The 21,170-nt window shown below is 69.2% G+C and carries 16 protein-coding genes and 2 pseudogenes; 10 read left to right on the top strand and 8 right to left on the bottom strand.

What is annotated here, in order from left to right:
• Positions 1-3 precede the first annotated feature (3 nt).
• The 3 genes from ABZ027_RS35570 to ABZ027_RS35580 form a co-directional block, all read right to left on the bottom strand.
• The gene (locus ABZ027_RS35570) at positions 4-249 is read right to left on the bottom strand and encodes a DUF6458 family protein (RefSeq protein ID WP_356775742.1); all 246 of its coding nucleotides are present in this window, start codon (positions 247-249) and stop codon (positions 4-6) included.
• Between the two features lie 99 nt (positions 250-348).
• Positions 349-1,674 (bottom strand): M18 family aminopeptidase, encoded by a 1,326-nt coding sequence (locus tag ABZ027_RS35575; RefSeq protein ID WP_356775744.1) that lies wholly within the window; start codon positions 1,672-1,674, stop codon positions 349-351.
• 94 nt (positions 1,675-1,768) lie between these two features.
• On the bottom strand, positions 1,769-3,610 hold the full coding sequence (locus ABZ027_RS35580) for an acyl-CoA dehydrogenase (protein ID WP_356775746.1): 1,842 nt from the start codon (positions 3,608-3,610) through the stop codon (positions 1,769-1,771).
• Positions 3,611-3,763: 153 nt separating this feature from the next.
• Here ABZ027_RS35580 and ABZ027_RS35585 point away from each other — a divergent pair, with 153 nt between their 5' ends.
• The 3 genes from ABZ027_RS35585 to ABZ027_RS35595 all read left to right on the top strand — a co-directional run bounded on the left by ABZ027_RS35585 (position 3,764) and on the right by ABZ027_RS35595 (position 6,770).
• Positions 3,764-4,237, top strand: coding sequence for an SseB family protein (locus tag ABZ027_RS35585; RefSeq protein ID WP_356775748.1), 474 nt, complete (start codon positions 3,764-3,766; stop codon positions 4,235-4,237).
• 181 nt (positions 4,238-4,418) lie between these two features.
• Positions 4,419-5,390, top strand: coding sequence for a pirin family protein (locus ABZ027_RS35590; RefSeq protein WP_356775750.1), 972 nt, complete (start codon positions 4,419-4,421; stop codon positions 5,388-5,390).
• Between the two features lie 231 nt (positions 5,391-5,621).
• The gene (locus tag ABZ027_RS35595; protein WP_356775752.1) at positions 5,622-6,770 is read left to right on the top strand and encodes an AI-2E family transporter; all 1,149 of its coding nucleotides are present in this window, start codon (positions 5,622-5,624) and stop codon (positions 6,768-6,770) included.
• Here the strand turns inward: ABZ027_RS35595 and ABZ027_RS35600 are convergent.
• Positions 6,761-8,881, bottom strand: a pseudogene (locus ABZ027_RS35600) (SpoIIE family protein phosphatase); the annotation flags it as partial. The gene ABZ027_RS35595 and the pseudogene ABZ027_RS35600 sit on opposite strands and share 10 nt — an antisense overlap.
• Positions 8,882-9,090: 209 nt before the next feature.
• Here ABZ027_RS35600 and aspS point away from each other — a divergent pair.
• From aspS to ABZ027_RS35620, 4 genes are all read left to right on the top strand, one after another.
• A complete protein-coding gene (gene aspS, locus ABZ027_RS35605) occupies positions 9,091-10,854 on the top strand; it encodes an aspartate--tRNA ligase (RefSeq protein ID WP_356775753.1) in 1,764 nt (587 codons plus the stop codon).
• Positions 10,855-11,060: 206 nt separating this feature from the next.
• Positions 11,061-11,945 carry an intradiol ring-cleavage dioxygenase gene (locus tag ABZ027_RS35610; RefSeq protein ID WP_356775791.1) on the top strand — a complete coding sequence of 295 codons (885 nt, stop codon included), beginning with the start codon at positions 11,061-11,063 and terminating at the stop codon, positions 11,943-11,945.
• A 155-nt stretch (positions 11,946-12,100) separates the two neighbouring features.
• Positions 12,101-13,051, top strand: a complete 951-nt coding sequence (locus ABZ027_RS35615) for an intradiol ring-cleavage dioxygenase (RefSeq protein ID WP_356775755.1) — start codon at positions 12,101-12,103, stop codon at positions 13,049-13,051.
• A 164-nt stretch (positions 13,052-13,215) separates the two neighbouring features.
• Complete coding sequence (locus ABZ027_RS35620) at positions 13,216-14,559, top strand: MFS transporter (protein ID WP_356775757.1); 1,344 nt, start codon at positions 13,216-13,218, stop codon at positions 14,557-14,559.
• Positions 14,560-15,193: 634 nt separating this feature from the next.
• Here the strand turns inward: ABZ027_RS35620 and ABZ027_RS35625 are convergent.
• Both ABZ027_RS35625 and ABZ027_RS35630 read right to left on the bottom strand, forming a co-directional pair.
• Positions 15,194-16,645, bottom strand: coding sequence for an ATP-binding protein (locus tag ABZ027_RS35625; protein ID WP_356775759.1), 1,452 nt, complete (start codon positions 16,643-16,645; stop codon positions 15,194-15,196).
• Positions 16,646-16,712: 67 nt separating this feature from the next.
• Positions 16,713-17,078 carry a PH domain-containing protein gene (locus tag ABZ027_RS35630; RefSeq protein ID WP_356775761.1) on the bottom strand — a complete coding sequence of 122 codons (366 nt, stop codon included), beginning with the start codon at positions 17,076-17,078 and terminating at the stop codon, positions 16,713-16,715.
• A gap of 203 nt (positions 17,079-17,281) precedes the next feature.
• Between ABZ027_RS35630 and ABZ027_RS35635 the strand changes: the two genes are divergently transcribed.
• A complete protein-coding gene (locus tag ABZ027_RS35635; RefSeq protein WP_356775763.1) occupies positions 17,282-18,628 on the top strand; it encodes a polysaccharide lyase family 1 protein in 1,347 nt (448 codons plus the stop codon).
• A 100-nt stretch (positions 18,629-18,728) separates the two neighbouring features.
• Here the strand turns inward: ABZ027_RS35635 and ABZ027_RS35640 are convergent, their stop codons facing one another.
• The gene (locus ABZ027_RS35640; protein WP_356775765.1) at positions 18,729-19,325 is read right to left on the bottom strand and encodes an NAD(P)H-dependent oxidoreductase; all 597 of its coding nucleotides are present in this window, start codon (positions 19,323-19,325) and stop codon (positions 18,729-18,731) included.
• Positions 19,326-19,437: 112 nt separating this feature from the next.
• Between ABZ027_RS35640 and ABZ027_RS35645 the strand changes: the two genes are divergently transcribed.
• Positions 19,438-20,274 (top strand): helix-turn-helix transcriptional regulator, encoded by an 837-nt coding sequence (locus ABZ027_RS35645; protein ID WP_356775767.1) that lies wholly within the window; start codon positions 19,438-19,440, stop codon positions 20,272-20,274.
• Positions 20,275-20,281: 7 nt separating this feature from the next.
• Positions 20,282-20,452: pseudogene (locus tag ABZ027_RS35650) on the top strand (pectate lyase); the annotation flags it as partial.
• A 2-nt stretch (positions 20,453-20,454) separates the two neighbouring features.
• On the opposite strand, the gene ABZ027_RS35655 reads toward ABZ027_RS35650, so the two are convergent.
• The gene (locus ABZ027_RS35655; protein WP_356775769.1) at positions 20,455-21,066 is read right to left on the bottom strand and encodes a hypothetical protein; all 612 of its coding nucleotides are present in this window, start codon (positions 21,064-21,066) and stop codon (positions 20,455-20,457) included.
• Between the last annotated feature and the right edge of the window lie 104 nt (positions 21,067-21,170).

Genomic DNA, 21,170 nt, shown 5'->3' on the forward strand with positions numbered 1-21,170 from the left:
GTGTCAGACGCCGTAGCCGTCGCTGTAACCGTCGCGCGTGTGGTGCCGTTCCTCGACGACCGTGGTCGTGGGCGGTGCCACGACCCGCCTGCGCCGGGCGATGCTGCTGAACGTCGAGACGCCGATCAGTCCCACGATCATCAGGATGATGCCGACCAGGTCGAGGTTTACCCCCTGCATGTCCCAGTCGGTCGCGAACGTGAGGATGGCTCCCACGGCGATGAGGATGATGCATCCGCCGAGGCCCATGGCTGTTGCCTCCCTGTCCGGTCCGGTCGTTCCGGTCCGTGACTGCGGGTACCCCGGTTGTCAACCCCCATGCAGCGCCGAGCCTTTCCGGAGCGGGCCCTACCCCCGCAGGAACGCCACCAGCGCGTTCGCCAGCAGATACGGGTCGTCGGCGCCGCACAACTCGCGGGCGCTGTGCATGGACAGGATGGCGACCCCGATGTCGACGGTGTGGATGCCGTGCCGGGCCGCGGTGATCGGGCCGATCGTGGTGCCGCAGGGCATGGAGTTGTTGGACACGAAGGACTGGAAGGGCACGCCGGCCTTCTCGCAGGCGGCGGCGAAGACCGCCCGGCCCGAACCGTCCGTGGCGTAGCGGTTGTTGACGTTGACCTTGAGGATCGGACCGCCGTTGACCCGCGGGTGGTGCGTGGGGTCGTGCCGCTCCGCGTAGTTGGGGTGCACCGCGTGGCCGGTGTCGGAGGACAGACAGACGGTGCCCGCGAAGGCCCTCGCCCGGTCCTCGTACGATCCTCCGCGCGCGAACACCGAACGCTCCAGCACACCGCCGAGCAGCGGCCCGTCCGCGCCGGTGTCCGACTGCGAGCCGGTCTCCTCGTGGTCGAAGGCGGCCAGCACCGGGATGTACGGGCCGGGCCCCTGCCGCGCGGCCGCCGGGTCGTTGCCGAGGTCCCCGGCCAGCGCCGCCAGCGCGTTGACCCCGGCGTGCACCGACAGCAGGTTGTCCATCCGGGGTCCGGCGACCAGGTCCTGGTCGCGGCCGAGGTAGGCCGGCGGTTCCACGGAGTGGGTCATCAGGTCCCAGCCGGTCACCTCGCCCGCGCCGAGCCCGGTCTCCTCCTCCAGGAAGGCGATCAGGTCGCCGTCGCGCACATCGCCGCCCAGCCCCCAGACGGGCTGCAGATGCCGCTGCTTGTCCAGCTTGAGGCCCTCGGCGGACACGGAACGGTCCAGGTGGATGGCGAGTTGGGGCACTCGCAGCAGCGGCCGGTCGACGTTCACCAGACGCGTCGAACCGTCCCGCAGGGTCAGCCGGCCGGCCAGCCCCAGGTCGCGGTCGAGCCAGGTGTTCAGCAGCGGCCCGCCGTAGATCTCCACGGCCACCTGCCGCCAGCCCTGCGCCCCCATGTCCGGTCGCGGCTTGACCCGGAGGTTGGGGGAGTCGGTGTGCGCGCCGACGATCCGGAACGGGGTGTGCGCGGCGGCGCCCTCGGGGACGTACCAGGCGACGATCGCCCCGCCGCGCAGCACGTACTTGCCGCCGCTCGTCCCGTCCCAGGCGTCCGTCTCCGAGACCTGCCTGAAGCCGGCCTTCTCCAGCCGCGCGGCGGCGTTCGCCACCGCGTGGTAGGGCGACGGGCTGGCCGCGAGGAAGGACATCAGGTCATCGGTGAGTCCGCGGTCGAAGCGGGAGGGTTCGGTCATGGGTTCACCTTAGGACCCTGGAACGACGGGCGAAGGCCCGCTCCCCATCATGCGAGAGCGGGCCTTCCTGGGGCTGTGTAGAGGTGGGCGGAGCTTAGAACGCCGCCTCGTCCAGCTCCATCAGGTCCAGCTCGACGCCCTCGGCGATCTTGCGGGCCAGGGTCACGCCGGGCAGGACGTTGGCCGCGAAGAACTTCGCCGCCGCGATCTTGCCGGTGTAGAAGGCCACGTCCTTGGCGGACACGGACTTGGCGGGGGCCGTCTCCAGCTTCTCGGCGGCGATCGCGGCGCCCTTGAGGAGCAGGTAGCCGACGACCACGTCACCGGAGGCCAGCAGCAGGCGGGTGGTGTTCAGGCCCACCTTGTAGATGTTCTTGACGTCCTGCTCGGTGGCCGCGAGGTCGGTCAGCATCAGACCGACGATCGCCTCCAGCTCCACGGCGGCCTTGGCGAGGTGCTCGCGGGCCGCGGAGAGCTCCTCGCCGCCGGTGCCCAGCGCCAGGAACTTCTTGATGTCCTCGGCGAGGGAGTTCAGGGCCGCGCCCTGGTTGCGGACGATCTTCCGGAAGAAGAAGTCCTGGCCCTGGATCGCGGTGGTGCCCTCGTACAGGGTGTCGATCTTGGCGTCGCGGATGTACTGCTCGATCGGGTACTCCTGCAGGAAGCCGGAGCCGCCGAAGGTCTGCAGCGACTGGGCGAGCAGCTCGTAGGCCTTCTCGGAGCCGTAGCCCTTCACGATCGGCAGGAGCAGGTCGTTGAGGGCGTGCTCGGTGGCGGCGTCCTCGCCGTTCGTCTCCTTGACCTGGATCTCGTCCTGGACGGCGGCGGTGTACATCACCAGGGCGCGCATGCCCTCCGCGTACGCCTTCTGCGTCATCAGCGAGCGGCGCACGTCGGGGTGGTGCGTGATGGTGACCTTGGGCGCGGCCTTGTCCATGAAGTTCGCCAGGTCGGGGCCCTGGACGCGCTCCTTGGCGTACTCCAGCGCGTTCAGGTAGCCCGTCGACAGCGTGGAGATCGCCTTCGTGCCGACCATCATCCGGGCGAACTCGATGATCCGGAACATCTGCCGGATGCCGTCGTGCTTGTCGCCGATCAGCCAGCCCTTGGCGGGGTGCCGGTCGCCGAAGGTCATCTCGCAGGTGTTGGAGGCCTTCAGGCCCATCTTGTGCTCGACGTTGGTGGCGTAGGCGCCGTTGCGCTCGCCCAGCTCGCCGGTCTCGAAGTCGAAGAGGTACTTGGGGACGAGGAAGAGGGAGAGCCCCTTGGTGCCGGGCCCGGCACCCTCCGGCCTGGCCAGCACGTAGTGGAGGATGTTCTCCGACATGTCGTGCTCACCGGACGTGATGAACCGCTTCACGCCCTCGATGTGCCAGGACCCGTCCTCCTGCTGGACCGCCTTGGTGCGTCCGGCGCCCACGTCGGAACCCGCGTCGGGCTCGGTGAGGACCATCGTCGAGCCCCACTGCTTGTCGACGGCGATCTGCGCGATCTTCTTCTGTACGTCGTTGCCCTCGTCGAAGAGGATGCCCGCGAAGGCGGGGCCGGAGGAGTACATCCACACGGCCGGGTTGGCGCCGAGGATCAGCTCCGCGTAGGCCCAGATCAGGGAGCGGGGCGCGGTCGTGCCGCCGATCTCCTCGGGCAGGCCCAGGCGCCAGTACTCGGAGTCCATGAAGGCCTGGTAGCTCTTCTTGAAGGACGCGGGTACGGGCGCGGTGTTGGTCTCCGGGTCGAAGACCGGCGGGTTGCGGTCGGCGTCGGTGAAGGACTCCGCCAGCTCGTTCTCCGAGAGGCGGGTCAGCTCCTCCAGGATGCTCTTCGCGGTGTCCGTGTCCGTCTCCGCGAACGGGCCGGTCCCGTACAGCTTGTCGCGCCCGAGCACCTCGAAGAGGTTGAACTCGATGTCGCGGAGATTCGACTTGTAGTGCCCCATGGCGACGGCTCCGTAAGGGATCGGCGAGGCACTGACTCCTCGCAACCTAGTTCACATACCAATAAGTAGCTCCGATGATGCTACCCGTCGGTAATAAGAAGCAACCCCTACTCGGTCAAGTGTGAGAAGGGTCTAGTCGGTACGCTTGCGCGCATGTACGGCTACGACCAGAACGTCGGCGCTCAGCAGCAGTACGCCCCGCCGCAGCAGCCCATGTCCGGCGCGGGCGGCTACGGGCAGCAGTCGCCGCTGTACCCGGAGCCGTCCCCGCCCTCGCTCGCCGACGCGGTGCGCGCCTTCACCACCGGCCAGGTGACGGCGGAGGACTTCCAGCAGGTCTTCGCGACCTCGAAGGTCTACTGCCCGCGCGGCGACAACCCCGGCTTCCTCGCCCTGCACAACACCCAGCAGCCGGTGATCCCGATGTTCACCTCGCTCAAGGAGCTGCGCCGGTACGCGGGCAAGGAGTCCAAGTACTTCGTGATCACCGGCTCCGAGGTGATCGACCTGCTTCCGACCGGGTACGGCTTCGTCCTCGACATGGAGGGCGAGCACCGGATGGTGTTCGACGCGAAGGCCGTGGAGCAGATGGTCGAGTTCGCCATGCGCCGGATGTACGGCGGCTAGCCCCCTCGTTCGGATCACGCCACAGGAGGCCGGTGCCCCGCGCGGGGCACCGGCCTCCTGGCGCTGCCCCGCGTCCGCCACCTCTCCCGGAACCCGGTGGGAATACCTGCCCCGCTGTGCCGGTTAGGGGTGGCAGAAAGTTCAACGCTCAACTAAACTCGGAGCACAAGGAGGTACCGACATGCCTGCAGTGACCGTCGAGAACCCGCTGACGCTGCCGCGAGTCGCCGCACCCGCGGACGCCGTGGCCCGTCCCGTACTCACTGTCACGACCGCGCCGAGCGGTTTCGAAGGCGAGGGCTTCCCGGTGCGCCGGGCGTTCGCCGGGATCAACTATCGCCACCTGGACCCGTTCATCATGATGGATCAGATGGGCGAGGTGGACTACGCACCCGGGGAGCCGAAGGGCACCCCGTGGCATCCGCACCGCGGCTTCGAGACCGTCACCTACATCATCGACGGGATCTTCGACCACCAGGACAGCCAGGGTGGCGGCGGCACCATCACCAACGGCGACACCCAGTGGATGACGGCCGGCTCGGGCCTGCTGCACATCGAGGCCCCGCCGGAGCACCTCGTCATGTCCGGCGGTCTCTTCCACGGGCTCCAGCTGTGGGTGAACCTGCCGGCCAAGGACAAGATGATGCCCCCGCGCTACCAGGACATCCGCGGCGGCAACGTCCAGCTGCTCACCAGTCCCGACGGCGGCGCGCTGCTGCGCGTCATCGCGGGCGAGCTGGACGGTCACGACGGTCCCGGTATCACCCACACCCCGATCACCATGGTCCACGCGACGCTGGCGCCGGGCGCCGAGCTCACCCTGCCGTGGCGCGAGGACTTCAACGGTCTGGCGTACGTGCTCGCGGGCAAGGGCGCGGTGGGCGCGGAGCGACGTCCGATCCACGTGGGGCAGACCGCGGTCTTCGGCGCCGGTTCCTCGCTGACCGTCCGCGCGGACGAGAAGCAGGACTCCCACACCCCGGACCTGGAGGTCGTCCTCCTCGGCGGCCAGCCGATCCGTGAGCCGATGGCCCACTACGGCCCGTTCGTCATGAACACCCGTGACGAACTCCAGCAGGCGTTCGACGACTTCCAGAAGGGCCTGCTGGGGACGATCCCGGCGGTGCACGGGATGTCCGAGGGCGGGCTGTAGTTCTCCGGCACGGTAGGACAGGGCCCGAAGCCGCAACCTTGTGTTGTGGCTTCGGGCCCTGTCTCGGTCCGAGCGTCACCTCCACCTCGGAAGCCAGGCACAAGTAGGTACAACTCACGTTCCGCGCAAGGATGTTCATCCGAAAGCGGGCCGACGCGTCGATTCCGCACACCGGCCCCCGTTCAGACTCCCCAGCGCGACACCGAACCTGACGTATGGCCAGATAGGAGCGTGCACGCACCCCGGCCGCTCCTCCCCGACCCCGTCCGGCGGGTCGGTGCCTGGTGTGCCGTCGCCCTGCTGGTCGCCGGGGTCGTCTACGTCGGGATCCGGCTCTGCGTGGAGTTCCGTACGGCGGTCGTGCCCGTCCTGCTCGCTCTGCTCGGGACCGCTCTGCTCAGGCCGCTGCACCGGCGGCTGGTGAAGGCGAAGGTCAACCGGTCCCTCGCCGCCGGGCTCACCTGTGTCGCGGTGGTCGGCGTCGTCGGTGGCGCCGTGTACATCGTGGTGGCCGCGCTCATCGACACCGGGGACGAGATCGTCGACTCGCTCAAGAACGCGGCGCGGGGAGTCGCGGAGCACTTCGGGGCGGCCGGGACCTCCCTGGACGACCTCGCCTCCAACGCGCGGGAACTCCTCGGCAAGTTCGGCGGGACGGCGGCCTCCGGTGTCATCAGCGGTGTCAGTGTCGTCGGCGAGACCATCGCCATGGCCGTGCTCGCGCTGCTGCTCGTCTTCTTCTTCCTGCGGGACTCCGACAGGGCCGCCGACGCCCTGCGGTCCGTCGCCCCGCGGCACAGTGGTGACCTCATGGATGCCATGGCCCGGCGGGCCTTCGAGGCGGTCGAGGGATTCATGCGGGGGACCACGCTGATCGCCTTCATCGACGCCGTCTGCATCACCGTCGGGCTGCTCATCCTCGATGTGCCGGGCGCCGTCGGCCTGGGCGCGCTCGTCTTCGTGGGGGCCTACATCCCCTACCTCGGCGCGTTCCTCTCCGGCGCACTCGCCGTGCTCGTCGCGTTCGCCGACCGCGGGTTCGTGATCGCGTTGTGGGTGCTCGGGGTGGTGGTCGCGGTGCAGGTGCTGGAGGGCCACGTGCTCCAGCCGGCGATCCAGAGCCGGACCGTGCAGATGCATCCGGCGCTGGTGATGCTCGCCATCACGGCGGGGGCCTCGGTGGCGGGGATCCTGGGGATGCTGCTCGCCGTGCCGTTGACCGCCGCCGCCTTCGGCGTCGTACACGAACTGCGGACGCGTTACGGAGTCCCGGTGGAGTCTTCGGCGAACTCACCGGACGAGCCCCTACCAGGCCCCTCCGATGGCCCGTCCGGCGACCCGTCCGACGGCCCGTCCGACGGCCCGTCCGGCGCCTCGTAGAGCTCGAACCAGATGCTCTTCCCCTCGCCCCGCGGGTCCACCCCCCACCCGTCCGCGAGCAGTTCGATCAGCATCAGACCCCGCCCCGAGGAGGCCAGCTCGCCCGGGCTGCGCTTGTGCGGGAGGTCGTCGCTCGTGTCGGTGACCTCCACCCGCACCCGGCGCAGTCCAGGTTCGTCCGGCCCGCTGGGACCGCCCCGCACCTCGGCCAGCAGCAGCGCGTCCGCGTCGGTGTGGACCAGGACGTTGGTCAGCAGCTCCGACGACAGCAACACCGCCGAGTCGACCTGGTCCGCCGACCTCCAGTCATGCAGCAGCTCCCGCAGCTGATGGCGGGCCACCGCCACCCGTTCCGGTTCCGCCTGGGCCACCGACAGCATCGTGCGCCGGACCGTGGGGCGGATGACCACCGTGTCGCCGCAGCCGCAGCCCTCCCCCTGCCGGCACAGCAGGAGTACCGCGATGTCGTCCTCGCGGCGGTCGGCCAGCGAGCCGGTGGTGTGGTGGGAGGACGGCCCGTGGACGGCCTGCACCAGGGCGTCGGCCAGTTCCTCGAGGCCGCCGTCGTGTTCCTCGAGGATCGCGCGGATGCGTTTCCAGCCGGTCTCGATGTCATGGCCGCCGGTCTCGATCAGGCCGTCGGTGCACAGCAGGAGCGTCTCGCCGGGTTCCAGGGTGATCCGGGTGGTGGGGTAGTCGGCGTCCGGGTCGATGCCCAGCGGGAGGCCGCCGGCCGTCGGGCGGGCCAGGACCGTGCCGTCCGCCATACGGATCGCCGGGTCGGGGTGGCCGGCCCTGGCGATGTCCAGGACGCCGGTCGTCGGATCGGCCTCCACGTACAGACAGGTTGCGAAACGCAGGTCGGCGACGTCCGGGTCGCCGTAGCTGATCCCGTGCAGAAAGCGGGACGCGCGGGAGAGGACCGCGTCGGGGCGGTGACCCTCCGAGGCGTACGCGCGCAGCGCGATGCGGAGCTGCCCCATCACGCCCGCCGCCCGCACGTCATGACCCTGGACGTCACCGATGACCAGGGCGAAACGGCCGTTGGGCAGCGGGATCATGTCGTACCAGTCGCCGCCGACCTGGAGACCGCCGCCGGTCGGCACATAGCGGGCCGCGACGCTCATGCCCGGGATCCCGGGGCCGAGGGAGGGGAGCATCGACCGCTGGAGGCCGTCCGTCAGCTCCCGTTCCGACTCCGCGAGGCCCGCCCGGGACAGGGCCTGCGCGAGCATTCTCGCCACGGTCGTCAGGACCGAGCGCTCGTCCGGCGTGAACGCCACCGGGTAGGCGAAGGCCGCCATCCACGCGCCCATCGTGCGGCCGGCCACCGTCAGCGGCAGGAACGCCCAGGAGTGACGGCCGAACTGCTCGGTGAGCGGCCAGGTGAGCGGGTAGCGGGACTTGTAGTCCTCGGGCGTGGAGAGGTAGACGGCACGTCCGGTACGGACCACCTCGGCGGCCGGATAGTCCGTCGCGAGCGCCATGTGGGAGAAGGAGCTCTCGTCACCGGGCTGCTGGCCGTGGTGGCCGATGATCGTGAGACGGTCGCCCTGCACACCGAAGACGGCCAGGCCGTCCGGGGAGAAACCCGGCATGGACAGGCCGGCCGCGACCCGCAGGACCTCCGCCGTGGAGCGGGCCTCGGCCAGCCCACGGCCCGCGTCCAGCAGGAATGCCTCGCGGGAGCGGCGCCAGTCCCCGGTGACCGGAGTGCGCGCGGCGGTACCAGGCGGCGGCTCGGCGACCTCCTGGAGCGTGCCGATCAGCTCGTACTCGCCGGTGGTCGGGTCGACGATCGGCTTGGAGCGGCTGCGCACCGTACGGATCACACGGCCGCGTTCGTCCATGATCCGCAGCCGGGCCTCCGCGAGAGTGCCCTCGGCGGCGGCGAGTCGGACTATCCCGTCGATCTCGTTCCAGTCGATGGGGTGGAAGCGGGAGCGCATCGCACCCTCGGTGAGGGTGATCGGCCGGGCGGGCAACCCGACCAGCCGCGCGGCCTCGGCGTCCAAGATGACGAGCCCCGCGTCGTTGTCCCAGCGCCACAGGCCAGTCGCGAGAGCGACGAGGGCCTCCCCCACGGCGGGCAGGGGCTCTCCAGTACGCATTGACCCACTTTATGGAGAGGCGCTCGAAGACTGCTACTGATCCGCAGACCTAAATGGTGGGGAGTCGATCTCGGGGTGCCCGGTACGCTTGGCGGAGTTTCACGTGAAACAGCCGCGCGAAACACAAGCGTGCAACGGACGCGTGCGACAGACGCGTGCGACCGGCGTGTGCGACAGACCCCGATCCGCGAAGACTGGATGAAACGACGATGCACCGGTACAGGTCCCATACCTGCGGCGAGCTCCGCGCCACTGACGTCGGCACCGACGTCCGGCTGAGTGGCTGGCTGCACAATCGGCGCGACCTGGGCGGCATCCTCTTCATCGATCTGCGCGACCACTACGGCATCACGCAGCTCGTCGCCCGTCCCGGCACGCCCGCCTACGAGGCCCTCGACGGGCTGACCAAGGAGTCCACGGTCCGCGTCGACGGCCAGGTCGTCTCCCGAGGCACGGAGAACGTGAACCCGGACCTGCCGACCGGTGAGGTCGAGGTCGAGGTGAACGAGGTCGAGCTGCTCGGTGCCGCCCAGCCGCTCCCCTTCACCATCAACACCGAGGACGGCGTCAACGAGGAACGGCGCCTGGAGTACCGCTTCCTGGACCTGCGCCGCGAGCGCATGCACCGCAACATCATGCTGCGCACGGCGGTCATCTCCGCGATCCGGCACAAGATGGTCACCCTCGGCTTCAACGAGATGGCGACGCCGATCCTGACGGCGACCTCCCCCGAGGGCGCCCGCGACTTCGTCGTCCCCTCCCGCCTGCACGCGGGCAGGTTCTACGCCCTGCCGCAGGCGCCGCAGCAGTTCAAGCAGCTGCTGATGATCTCCGGCTTCGACCGCTACTTCCAGATCGCGCCCTGCTTCCGGGACGAGGACGCGCGCGCGGACCGTTCGCCGGGCGAGTTCTACCAGCTCGACGTCGAGATGAGCTTCGTCGAGCAGGAGGACGTCTTCCAGCCGATCGAGCAGCTGATGACCGAGCTGTTCACGGAGTTCGGCGGCGGCCGTGAGGTCACCTCGCCGTTCCCGCGCATCCCGTTCCGCGAGGCGATGCTGAAGTACGGCTCCGACAAGCCGGACCTGCGCGCCAAGCTGGAGCTCGTCGACATCACCGACATCTTCGCGGGCTCGGAGTTCAAGGCGTTCGCCGGCAAGCACGTGCGCGCGCTGCCGGTGCCGGACGTCTCGGCGCAGCCCCGCAAGTTCTTCGACCAGCTCGGTGACTACGCCGTCTCGCAGGGTGCGAAGGGCCTGGCCTGGGTGCGCGTCGCCGAGGACGGGTCGCTCTCCGGCCCGATCGCCAAGTTCCTCACCGAGGAGAACGTCGCCGAGCTCACCAAGCGGCTGTCCCTGGCCGCCGGTCACGCCGTGTTCTTCGGCGCGGGCGAGTTCGACGAGGTCTCGAAGATCATGGGCGCGGTGCGGGTCGAGGCCGCCCAGCGCGCCGGCCACTTCGAGGAGAACGTCTTCCGGTTCTGCTGGATCGTCGACTTCCCGATGTTCGAGAAGGACGAGGACACCGGGAAGATCGACTTCTCGCACAACCCGTTCTCGATGCCCCAGGGCGGCATGGACGCCCTGGAGAACCAGGACCCGCTGGACGTCCTGGCCTGGCAGTACGACATCGTCTGCAACGGCGTCGAGCTGTCCTCCGGCGCGATCCGGAACCACGAGCCGGACATCATGCTCAAGGCGTTCGGGATCGCGGGGTACGACGAGGAGACCGTCGAGCGCGAGTTCGCCGGCATGCTCCGCGCGCTCCGCTTCGGCGCCCCGCCGCACGGTGGCATCGCGCCCGGCGTCGACCGCATCGTGATGCTGCTGGCGGACGAGCCGAACATCCGCGAGACGATCGCCTTCCCGCTCAACGGCAACGCCCAGGACCTGATGATGGGCGCGCCGACGGAGCTGGAGGAGACGCGGCTCAGGGAGCTGCACCTGTCGGTGCGCAAGCCCCAGCCGAAGTAAGGCAAGCCTTTCGATACGGCTGATCGCAAAGGGACCGGAAATCGCCCGTCGATTTCCGGTCCGTTTTGCGTACGCGCCTAAAACGGGCCGTTTTCTCAGCTCGTTGACAGGGTTCTTATCTAACTTCCCGGCGCATGACAGCGAATCAACAGCCTCAACGTCCCCAAGAGCCCCGACAGCTTCAGCATCCGCAGGACTCTCCGGATCTGACGCGTCGCAAGGTCGTCGCCGTGGGCGCCGGTGCGATCGCGGCGGTGGGCCTCGGCGGCACCGCCTTCGCGACGAACGCGACCGACGGCCACAAGCAGGGCGCCGACTCCGCGGGTTCGGCGGAGGACTGCTACCGGCTGACCTCGGAGACCACCGAGGGTCCCTACTACATCGACGCCGACAAGCTCCGCCGGGACATCACCGAGGACAAGGAGGGCATCCCGCTCGCCCTCACCCTCAAGGTGATCGACTTCGAGACCTGCAGACCGGTCCGGAACGCGGCCGTCGACATCTGGCACTGCGACGCGGTGGGCGTCTACTCCGGGTACGAGGACGTGGGCAACGGGGGTGGGGGCGGACCTGCTCCCACCGGAGCGCCCACGGGCGCCCCCACCGGTACCCCCACCGGGCCGCCCCCGGGCGGCGGTCACCAGGAGCCGACCGACGACTCCCGCTACCTGCGCGGCACTTGGCGGACGGACCGGCACGGCCAGGTCACCTTCAGAACGGTCTTCCCCGGCTGGTACCAGGGCCGCTGCGTCCACATCCACACCAAGGTGCACGTGGACGGTGAGTGGACGGACGCCGGCTACGAGGGCGGGCACGCCTGCCACACCGGCCAGTTCTTCTTCGACGAGGAGTCGGTGCTTGCCTCGGCGCAGCTGGAGCCGTACGCGTCCAACACCGCCGAGCGCACCACGCTCGACGAGGACACCATCTACGACGGCAGCGGCACCCAGGGCGGCCTGCTCCGGCTGAGGTACGACAGGCGGCACCTCGCCAAGGGCGTCCACGCGTCGCTCACGGTCGGCGTCGACCCCGAGTCCACGAACGACGGCCAGGGCCTCCCGCCGCGCCCGAGTGCCTCGGCCTCCTCATAAGGGGAGGCATTTCCGAATCCATTCGGAACGGGAGACCAGAAGGGGCTTGAATCGGCACCGGTTTCAAGCCCCTTTTGCCTGTGCGCGGGAAGGCCATGGGAAACCACAGCCCTTTCCCACCGCGTTGACAGCCTTCTTACCTAAATTCCCGGCTCATGACGGGAAACCACACGGCTCAAGGGCCGAAACACAAGCAGGACCTGACGCGTCGCAAGGTCGTCGTGGCGGGCAGCGCCGCGGTGGCCGCGGTGGGCGTGGGCGGCGGACTCGCCATGACGGCCTCCGCGGACGAGACGACGGCGACCGGGTCATCGAGCACGGCCGCCACCACGGCTTCGAGTACGTCGTCGAGTGCCGCCCAGACCTGTTACAAGCTGACCTCGGAGACCACCGAGGGTCCCTACTACATCGACGCCGACAAGCTCCGCCGGGACATCACCGAGGACAAGGAGGGCATCCCGCTCACCCTCACCCTCAAGGTGATCGACTCCGAGACCTGCAAGCCGGTCCGGAACGCGGCCGTCGACATCTGGCACTGCGACGCGCTGGGTATTTACTCCGGCTACGAGAGCCTGTCGACCGGCGGCGGCAACGCCCCGACCGACGCCCCCTCGGGCACACCCACCGGCACCCCGACGGGTGAGCCGCCGTCGGGCGGGCCGTCCGGCGGACCCGGCGGGGGCGGGGGCCACGAGGAGCCCACCGACGACGAGCGGTATCTGCGCGGCACCTGGAAGACCGACAAGCAGGGCCAGGTCACGTTCAAGACCATCTTCCCGGGCTGGTACCAGGGCCGCTGCGTCCACATCCACACCAAGGTGCACGTGGACGGCGAGTGGACGGACGCCGGCTGCGAGGGCGGGCACGCCTGTCACACCGGTCAGTTCTTCTTCGACGAGGAGTCCGTGCTCGCCGCCGCCGAGGTGGAGCCGTACTCCACCAGCACCACCGAGCGCACCACGCTCACCGAGGACCACATCTACGACCAGAGCGGCACCCAGGGCGGTCTGCTCAAGCTGAAGTACGACAAGAAGAACATCGCCCGGGGCGTCCTCGGCACCATCACGATGGGCGTCGTGCCGGACGAGACGAACGACGGCACCTGATCATCGCCCGGGTCAATGGGTATTACATGGTTTAGCCGGTTCCTCTTGTTCCCATACGTGAACCTCGTACCAACCCATTGACCCGGAAGATCAGCCTCCGTAACGTCCCTCAGTGCCCGCGTACGTGATTGCAGTTCACGTATGTGCATCCGAGGGAGACAACGATGTCAGAACCCGTGACACCACCCGATGCCGAACGCCGAGCCGTCGGCAAGTTCCTGCGCCGCATGCTGCCGATCCTGGTCCTGATGCTGCTGGTCAACCAGATGGACCGGACGAACGTCGGCTTCGTCCAGGACGAACTACGGGCCGATGTCGGAGTGAGCGCCACCGCGTACGGTCTCGGCGCCGGCCTCTTCTTCATCGGGTACGCGCTGTTCGAGGTGCCGAGCAACATGCTCCTGGAGCGCTTCGGCGCCCGGGTCTGGCTGACCCGCATCATGATCACCTGGGGTCTGGTGATCGTGGCGATGTGCTTCATCCACAACGTCACGATGTTCTACGCCCTGCGTTTCCTCCTCGGTGTCGCGGAGGCGGGCTTCTTCCCCGGAGTGCTCCTCTACTTCACCCAGTGGCTGCCCGACTCCAGCCGGGGCCGGGCGAGCGCGATCTTCCTCGGCGGCTCGGCCACGGCGTACATCGTGACGGGGCCCATCACGGGCGCGCTGCTCGAACTGCACGGAGCGGGCGGCTTCGCCGGCTGGCGCTGGATGTTCGCCCTGGAGGGCGCCTTCTCGATCCTCGTCGGTGTCATCGCCGGGTTCTTCCTCGTCTCCCGGATCGAGGACGCCGGCTGGCTCAGCCGGGAGGAGAAGGACGCGCTGAGCGCGGCGGTCGCCCGTGACGAGGAGGCCCGCGCACGCGCCCCCAAGGTGTCCCGCCTCAAGCTCATCTTCCATCCGCAGGTCGCCCTGCTGACCGGCGTCTTCTTCGCGATGGCGCTCACCGGCTACGCGATCACCTTCTGGCTGCCGAGCCTGGTCGACGACATCGGCGGGCTCTCCCCCTTCCAGGTCGGGCTTCTCACGGCCATCCCGTGGATCTGCGCCGTGATCGCGATGTACACGGTGAGCCACTACACCGACAAGGCGCCCGACCGCCGCCCGTACCTCGCCATCGCCCTGATCCTGTCGGCCGTGGGCACCTTCCTCGCCACCCTCGGCTCCCCCTGGTTCGGACTCGCCGCCCTCACCCTCGCCGCGGTCGGCGGGAAGTGCGCGGCCACCCTGTACTGGCCGATGGCCCAGTCCGGACTCGACCTCAAGATCGCCGCACCGGGCCTGGCCGTCGTCAACTCCATCGGAAACCTGGGCGGTTTCGTCTCCCCCACCCTCTTCGGCTACCTCAAGGACACCACCGGCAGCACCAACGGAGGCCTGTACACCCTCTCCGCCGCGTCATTGCTCGCGGTGATCGGGGTGTTCTACGTCAGGAATACCCGGGGGAAGCCGGGCACCCCCGCGCGGACCCCCGCCCCGGAGACGGGCACGCGGCCGGTCGTCTCCTGACACCGCGAGCACCACGAGGCGCCCGGGTCGACCGCACCCGGGCGCCCCGGCCGCTCTCGGGCACCTCATGGTCGCCGCACAGATTTCTCGCGGGGGACGCACAGAGGTAAACGGTCTCATGGGGAACACGACAGCCGTACGACTCGCGTACGACCCGGAGTCGCCGGAGGTGGAAACCCGTGGCATTCGCAGTTCTGCTCTCCCTGCTGCTGATCGCCGGTGCGGTGGGCGCGGCCGTCGCACACCGCCGCGCCCGCCGGTCGGACGCCCTGTCCGACCTGGACGAGGAGGCCGAGGCCAACCGGTGGGTGGTACGGCTCGGCGGCAGCCTGTCCGCCCTCGACGTGCGGACCCTGGCGGGCGCCGACCGTCACGCCGTCCAGTCCCTGACGGACGCCACCGAACGGCTCCGCACCGCCCGCGCCCAACTGACCACCGCCCACTCCGGTACGGAGTACGCCCAGGTGAAGCGGACCGCCGCGGAAGGCCTCCAGCACGTCCGCGAGGCCCGCACCGCCCTCGGGCTCGACAGCGAGCAGTCGCCGGAGCCGGGCGAACGGCGGCGTGGACGCGCGGGGTTCCGTCAGGTCGGTGCGAACGACACTCGTTCATCTGGCAGTTGTGGTCTCGAACCTCACTCCCGCCAAGCGGAGACCACGTCCCGCGCACCCCACACCAGCTCGACTCCGGCGTCGGCCAGGGGCCCCGTCGTACCGGAGAGGGACACCACGGCAAGCCCCGTGGAGCCGGGGGTGAAGCCGGGCACCTGGGCGGCGCCCGTCCGTAGGGCGGCCAGGTCGTGATGGTCGAACGGGGAGGAGAACCACTTCACGGAGCCGGCGAAGTGGAGGGTACTTGCGATGGGGGCGCGGTCGGCGCCGATCAGGTCGATCTCCGGGGAGAACTTCCGGTTCCACCAACCGCCCACCACCGCGGCGTCCGGCCAGGGGAAGTCCCCTGACGCGGCGGCCAGTTCCAGCGCCTCCCGGATCAAGGGCTCGACGGCTCTGCCCCGCCAGGCGGCCCAGCGTCGTACGACGAGCCGGTACGCGGACTCGGGGCGGCCGCGTTGCGACAACGCCTGCGCGGAACGCATGGCGGCCAGGTAGAGGCGGAGATTGCTGTCCGCCACGCGGTAGAGCGCGGGCTTGCCCGCGCTGGTGGACAGCGGAGTCTCGGTGGCGAGGACCCGCTTCTCCTCGGTGAGCCGCCGCAACAGGGGGGACAGTATCCCCGACGGCAGCGCACCACTCTGGCTCCCCGCCGTCGCCGCGATGTTGGCGTGCGTACGGTCTCCGCTGCCCACCGCCTCCAGCACCCGGCGCGACTGGTCGGGCGCGGGGAACTCGGCCATGAGAGCCGCCTCCGGGACGCCGAACAGCGGTGAGGCCGGGTCCGCGCACTCCGCCTCGATGAAATCGAGTGCCGGGGTCGCTCGGGGCCAGGCGCGCAGGATCCCCGGCAGCCCACCGGAGACGAGATGCGCGTCGATGGCATCCGACGCGTCCAGCCCCAGTGCGTCCCCCGTCTCGGCCGGGTTGAGCGGCCCGAGGACCAGGCTGTCGGCCCGCCCGTAGAAGGGCCGGTCGTACGCCGTGAACCGCTCCATCATGTGCAGATCGCTGCCGAGCAGCAGCAGGAGCACGGGTCTGCCGGCCAGCAGTCTGTCCCAGGCTGTCTGCATGGCCCCGTCGAACACGGGGTCCTGCTCGGCGAGCCAGGGCAGCTCGTCGAGGACCACCACGCTGGGTGCGTCGGGCAGGACGGCGGCGAGTGCGCGGAAGGCGTCGGGCCAGTTGGTCGGGGCGCTCTTCGGTACGAGTTCCGGGTCGGCGGGGAGGGAGGACTCCCTCAGCTCGTCCATGAAGTGGGCGATGCCTTCCCGAGGGGAGGCGCCCTTGGTCGCGGTGAAGAAGACGTACGGCCGCCGGGCTCGATCACAGAACTCCTGCACCAGCCGCGACTTCCCGACCTGCCGCCGCCCCCTCAAGGCGACGGCTACCCCGGCCCCGTCGGCTGTGACCCGGTCGAGGCGCTTGTGGAGGAGGGCCAGCTCAGTCCGGCGGCCTACGAAAGGGGCAGGCATGAGACCTCCTGGGCAGTGGGTAGATTCATTCTACGTAGAATGAATCTACCCGCATCTCGGCCCGGCCCTACCGCGCCACGAACTGCGTGAGGATCGCCTGGACCTCGTAGATGTCGACGCCCTTGGTGAAGGTCTTCTCGATCGGGACGGAATTGCCCGAGACCCAGATCTTCAGCTCGGCGTCGAGGTCGAAGGTGCCGGCGGTCTCCACCGCGAAGTGGGTGATGCTGCGGTACGGGATGGAGTGGTACTCCACCTTCTTGCCGGTGATGCCCTGCTTGTCGACCAGGATCAGGCGGCGGTCGGTGAACAGGATGACGTCGCGCACCAGTTGGAAGGCGGCCTGCACCTGCTCACCCGCGCCCAGCAGACGCGCGTAGTCCTGCTGCGCCTGGCTCGGGTCGACGGTGTGCGCGTTTCCGAACATGCCCATGTGGATCCCCCATGTGGTTGGCTCATGTGGCCGGGCGCGTCCCGTTACGCCCCGGCTTCACGTGATCTTCGTGCTGTATACCGTTCGAGGGGTAATGGTGTACAGGGGTCCGGGAGATGTGATCGCGGGCGGCAACCCTTCTGCGGCCCGCGGCCACTGACGGGGTGACAGTACGTCCCACGCACCCCTAAGGACCCCCCTCCGTGGCAACCCCCTCACACCGCCGGTCCCTCCGCAAGCGACGCACCCTCGTGGTCTCCGCCGCCGCCGTCGCGGCCGCCGGTCTCGGCGCCTCCTTCTTAGTGATGAACGCGAACGCGGACTCCGTCGACCTGTACCACCAGGCGCTGGCCGCGAAGGACGGCTGGGCGTCCTCCGGAACCGGAACGACCGGCGGTGCGAAGGCCGACGCCGCGCACACCTTCACCGTCAGCACGCGCGCGCAGCTGGTGAAGGCGCTGGGGTCGGCCTCCGACACCACCCCGCGGATCATCAAGGTCAACGGCACGATCGACGCCAACACCGACGACGCGGGCAAGAAGCTGACCTGCGCGGACTACGCGGCGGGTACCGGTTACTCGCTGTCGGCGTACCTGAAGGCGTTCGACCCCGCCACCTACGGCCGCTCCAAGCTCCCGTCCGGCACCCAGGAGACGGCCCGCGCCGCCGCCCAGTCCAAGCAGGCCAAGAACATCGTCTTCAAGGTGCCGGCCAACACCACCGTGGTCGGCGTCCCCGGCACCAAGGCGGGCATCACCGGCGGCATGCTCCAGATCCAGAGCGTGGACAACGTCGTCGTCCGCAACCTCACCTTCGCCGCCACCGAGGACTGCTTCCCGCAGTGGGACCCGACCGACGGCGATGACGGCAACTGGAACTCCAACTACGACTCCGTCACCCTGCGCGGCGCGACCCACGTCTGGGCGGACCACAACACGTTCACCGACGCGCCCCACCTCGACAGCGCCAACCCGAAGTACTACGGCCGCGAGTACCAGATCCACGACGGCGCCCTCGACATCACCAAGGGCTCCGACCTGGTGACCGTCTCGCGCAACCAGTTCACCAACCACGACAAGACGATGCTGATCGGCAGCAGCGACACCGACAGCGTCGGCAAGCTGCGGGTCTCCATCCACCACAACGTGTGGAAGGGCATCGTCCAGCGCGCGCCGCTGGCCCGCATCGGCCAGATCCACATCTACAACAACTACTACGACGTCACGACCCTCAACGGCTACGCGACGCAGTACAGCATCAACTCCCGAGCCAAGGCCCAGGTCGTCGCGCAGAACAACTACTGGAAGCTCCCGTCGGGCGGCAAGGTCGCCAAGCTGCTGAGCGGTGACGGCACGGGTTCCGTCGCGGGCAGCGGGAACCTGGTGAACGGGACGGTGACGGACGTCGTCGCGGCATACAACGCCGCGTCCTCGAAGGACCTGAAGACGACGGTCAACTGGACCCCGACGCTGACGGCGGAACTGGAGTCCTCGGCGAAGAACCTGCCGACGTCGCTGGCTACGACGACGGGTGCGGGCGTGCTCAAGTAGCACACGAGACGCGCGAGGGCCGGGTGACCACGAGCCTCCCGGCCCTCGCGTCCCAGGCGGGAAGCCTGCGGCCGCGGACGGGGTCGCGACGTCGCCACGCTCACACCGGGTAGGGAGCGGCGTCGCGGGCGGAGCGCAGCGCGCCCGCCCACCAGGCCAATTGGTCGAGCAGCGTCTTGGCGTACGCGGAGGTCTCAGGGGCGAGGGGACGGCCGTCCTGCCACGCCGTGAAGTAGTTCGGGAAGGCGAGACCATCGCGGATCGTCACCGCGTGCAGCTCGGTCAGCACGTTCTCCAGGTGCAGCACCGCGTGCCGGCCGCCTGCCGCACCGCCGTAGCTGACGAAGGCGACGGGCTTGGCTGTCCACTGGGTGAAGTGCCAGTCGATGGCCGCCTTCAAGGACGCGGGGTAGCTGTGGTTGTACTCCGGCGTGACCACGATGAACGCGTCAGCGCCCTCCAGAGCCGACGTCAGTGCCGCCATCCCCGCGGGACGGGGGTAGTCGTCGCCGGCGTACTTCGGCGATGCCGCGGGAAGCGCCAACGGGATGTCGATCTCGGCCAGATCGACGACTTCCACATCGAAAACGCCCTGGACACCGGCCTGTTCGGCGACCCATGAGGCCACTGTCGGGCCGAACCGTCCTTCCCTGACGCTTCCGACGATGATCACCAGCTTGTGCTTGTTCTTCTCCATGCCCACCACGATCAGGCCGCACCGTGGTGCCAGCCAGACCGTGCTCAGGCTGGCCCCCGCAGGGCCAGCCTGAGCAGTCCTCGATCGGCGGTCGCCGCCGTATGCTCCCCACATGGGTACGCCGTTAGGGGACTTCATCCGGGCCAAGCGTGACAGCACCCAGCCTCAATCGCTGGGCCTGCCGGATCACGGCCGCCGCAGGTCACCGGGTCTACGGCGGCTGGATCTCGCCGCGCGGGCGGGCATCAGCGTCGAATACCTGACCCGCATAGAGCAGGGCCGTGACCGCAATCCGTCGGTGGCAGTGGTGAACGCGCTGGCCGATGCGCTCAGCCTCGACCCGTCGGAACGCAACCACCTGCGCTACCTCACGAAGATCACTGGCGGCGCGTGTCGCGCTCACACCCGGCCCGCACCACCGCCCCGCACCGTCCGTCCGTCGGTCCTGCGGACACTGCGCCTCCTGGAACCGGGGATCGCCATGGTGACCAACCGGCTCGGCGACATCCTCGCCCACACCAGCGGCTACGAGTCGGTGACCAGCGGAACCGGACTGCTCGACGCAGACGCCCCGAACCTCACCCGCTACCTCTTCACCGACCCCCGCGCCCAGGCGTTCTTCGCGGACTGGGACGACGTCGCGGACGAGCAGGTCTTCGATCTGTGGCTCGCACCATCCGTCGAGAACTCGGAGTGGTTGACCGCGGAACTCGCCCCCACCGCCGGCCCCGACTTCACCCGCCGCCTGAACCGTCACATGGTTCCGCGACGCGGAGAACTCCGCCTCAACCACACCTCCGGACGCCAACTCCGGCTCCTCCGCGAGACGCTCGACCTCTCCTCGGACGCCCAACAACTGGTCGTCTTCCTCCCCGCGGACGAGAAAACGGCGCAGGCTGTCGACGAACTCAGCCGTCGGTCTCACGGCGGGCTGCGGGCGATCTCCTGACCTGCCCTGGCCTTCGTCCGACTACGACTCCGTCCGCCTGCGCGGCGCGACCCACGTCTGGGCGGACCACAACACGTTCACCGACGCGCCCCACCTCGACAGCGTCAACCCGAAGTACTACGGCCGCGAGTACCAGATCCACGACGGCGCCCTCGACATCACCAAGGGATCCGACCTGGCTCAGGTCTGGGAATCGGCCCAGAAGTTGAAGATCCTCGAGAAGCCCGCCCGGACGGCGCCGCGCCGTGTGAGCACGGACCGGTCGACACCGGAGAAGAGAACCGCGAGGGAGACATCGGCAGGCAGGATCCGGCCCGCCGCCTGCACGGTTACTCTCCTGCCGCTGCCGAGACCCGACTGCCGCACCGTGATGACGACACCGGGGTCTTCGGCGTCGGGCTGCCGGGACACCCTGTACGCCCGGCGGTTGATCGCCGTGAGCCTGTACGTGTCGCCCAGATAGGTCATGTGCAAGGAGCGCCCCACGTGCGTGAGCGCCCACCGGGTCCGGCTCATCCGCACGAGCCCGTCGCCCACGCGGAGCGTCGCGAGGTTGAGGGTCGGCATCGACACGACGTCCGTGTGCGCTCCACGCGTCTCGAACGTGGCGGTGGGGATCAGAGCACCGCGCACCTCCGTGACGATGGCGTTCGGCACGTCCCGGCCCGCCGGGTACACCACCCGGATGTCCCCGAGCTCCGGCGAAGTGCCCTCCCAGCCGAACTTCGTTCGCCCGACCGGCTGTTTCTCTTTCCAGTACGTGAGTGTGAACGGGCTGACGGCCTTGTGCATGTCGTCCTTCGCTGGTCCAGCGGGTTGGGGGCGCTGCCCAGTCCATTCGCCCCGCCGGCGAAACCGCTCCCGATGTCCGAGGCATTGTCGTCCAAGACCACAGC

Source organism: Streptomyces sp. NPDC006332 (assembly GCF_040612855.1).
Taxonomy (GTDB): Bacteria; Actinomycetota; Actinomycetes; order Streptomycetales; family Streptomycetaceae; genus Streptomyces.